The organism is Pseudomonas sp. RA_15y_Pfl2_54 (assembly GCF_963971015.1).
Lineage (GTDB): Bacteria > Pseudomonadota > Gammaproteobacteria > Pseudomonadales > Pseudomonadaceae > Aquipseudomonas > Aquipseudomonas baetica_A.
In genome coordinates this window covers 1-2,339 of sequence record NZ_CAXAPN010000079.1, presented here as the reverse complement: position 1 = coordinate 2,339, position 2,339 = coordinate 1, and the positions used below count along the sequence as shown (strand labels likewise).

Sequence of the window (2,339 nt, the reverse complement as noted above, 5' to 3'; positions counted from 1 at the left end):
AAGTAACGGTGCCACCCTCGGCCACGGAAGTATCAGCCGTCAGTTTGACGGTCGAAGTGTCGATGGTGTCGGTCACTTCAGTCACGGCCGGAACAGTGCTTGGCACCAGGTTCTCGAAGTTGCCGCCTGTGGCAGTCGAAATGGTTGCTTCGACTTTGCCGGCATCTTTATAGACGTCATCGGCTGGAGCCGGAACAGTGACGGTGCCCGTGGTCTTGCCCGCCTCGATGGTGATCACTGCGCCGTTCGACAAGGTCACAGTCACTGGCGAGCCAGCGGCGTTGGTCAGGGTGGCGGTGTAAACAATCGAACCGCCCTCGGCCACAGAGTCGGTGGCGCTGAGCGACAGGTTGGTGGTGTCGACGACGTCGGTGATGGTGGTCGAAACAGGTGTTTTGTCGGCCACGAGATTTTCGTAGTTGCCACCGCTCACGTCAGTGATCGAGTTGGTCAGCGGAGCCTGGCCAACCAATGCATCGTTAGGCGCAGTGGTGGTCACGGTGCCGGTGGTTTTACCCACCTCGATGGTGATGTTTTGACCGTTGGCCAGAGTCACCACGACAGGCGAACCAGTAACCGGAGCACCAACAGTGGCGGTGTAAGTGACGGTGCCGCCTTCAGCCACGGAAGTATCAGCCGTCAGTTTGACGGTCGAAGTGTCGATGGTATCGGTCACTTCAGTCACGGCCGGGACAGTGCTCGGCACCAGGTTCTCGAAGTTGCCACCAGTAGCAGTCGAAATGGTTGCTTCAACTTTGCCGGCGTCTTTATAGACGTCATCGGCTGGCGCCGGAACGGTCACGGTGCCAGTGGTCTTGCCCGCCTCGATGGTGATCACTGCGCCGTTCGACAAGGTCACAGTCACTGGCGAGCCAGCAGCGTTGGTCAGGGTCGCGGTGTAAACGATCGAACCACCCTCGGCCACCGAGCCAGTGGCGCTGAGCGACAGGTTGGTGGTGTCGACGGTGTCAGTCACGGTGGTGCTGACTGGTGTTTTGTCGGCCACGAGATTTTCGTAGTTGCCACCGCTCACGTCAGTGATCGAGTTGGTCAGCGGAGCCTGGCCAACCAATGCGTCGTTAGGCGCGGTGGTGGTCACGGTGCCGGTGGTTTTGCCGACTTCGATGGTGATGTTTTGACCGTTGGCCAGGGTCACGACGACTGGCGAACCGGTGACTGGAGCGCCCACGGTCGCGGTGTAAGTGACGGTACCGCCTTCAGCCACTGAAGCATCGGCCGTCAGTTTGACGGTCGACGTGTCGATGGTATCGGTCACTTCAGTCACGGCCGGATCAGTGCTTGGCACCAGGTTCTCGAAGTTGCCACCGGTGGCAGTCGAAATGGTTGCCTCGACCTTGCCGGCATCTTTGTAAACGTCATCAGCCGGTGCTGGAACAGTCACAGTGCCCGTGGTTTTACCGGCATCGATGGTAATGACTGCGCCGTTCGACAGAGTCACAGTCACTGGCGAGCCAGCAGCGTTGGTCAGGGTCGCGGTGTAGACGATTGAGCCGCCCTCGGCCACTGTGCCGGTCGCAGTCAGCGACAGATTGGTGGTGTCGATGGTGTCAGTCACCGTGGTGCTGACCGGGGTTTTGTCGGCCACGAGGTTTTCGTAGTTGCCGCCGGTTACGCCGGTGATCGCATTGGTCAGTGGCGTATGACCGGTCAGCGCATCGTTTGGCGCAGTCGCGGTGACAGTGCCGGTGGTTTTACCCACCTCAATGGTGATGTTCTGGCCGTTAGCCAGGGTCACGACGACAGGCGAGCCAGTCACCGGCGCACCCACAGTGGCGGTGTAAGTAACGGTGCCACCCTCAGCAGCCGACTCGGTCGCGGTCAGTTTGACGGTGGTGGTGTCGATGGTGTCAGTGACTTCGGTAACCGCTGGAACAGTGCTCGGCACAAGGTTTTCGAAGTTGCCACCGGTGGCAGTCGAAATGATTGCTTCAACTTTGCCAGCGTCTTTGTAAACGTCATCAGCCGGTGCTGGAACAGTCACGGTGCCGGTGGTTTTACCGGCCTCGATAGTGATGACGGCGCCGTTCGACAGGGTCACAGTCACTGGCGAGCCAGCAGCGTTGGTCAGGGTCGCGGTGTAGACAATCGAACCACCCTCGGCCACAGAGTCGGTGGCGCTCAGCGTCAGGTTGGTGGTGTCTACGACGTCGGTGATCGTGGTCGAAACCGGGGTCTTGTCGGCCACGAGGTCTTCGTAGTTACCGCCAGAAACCCCCGTGATCGAGTTGGTCAGCGGGGCGTTACCGGCCAGCGCATCGTTTGGCGCAGTGGTGGTCACGGTGCCGGTGGTTTTGCCGACTTCGATGGTGATGTTCTGA

Annotated in this window: 1 protein-coding gene; it reads right to left on the bottom strand. The window is 60.0% G+C overall.

The window, feature by feature from the left end:
* Positions 1 to 2,339 (bottom strand): immunoglobulin-like domain-containing protein (locus tag AACY50_RS28510; protein ID WP_339539924.1); only part of this gene is annotated, 2,339 nt, incomplete at both ends.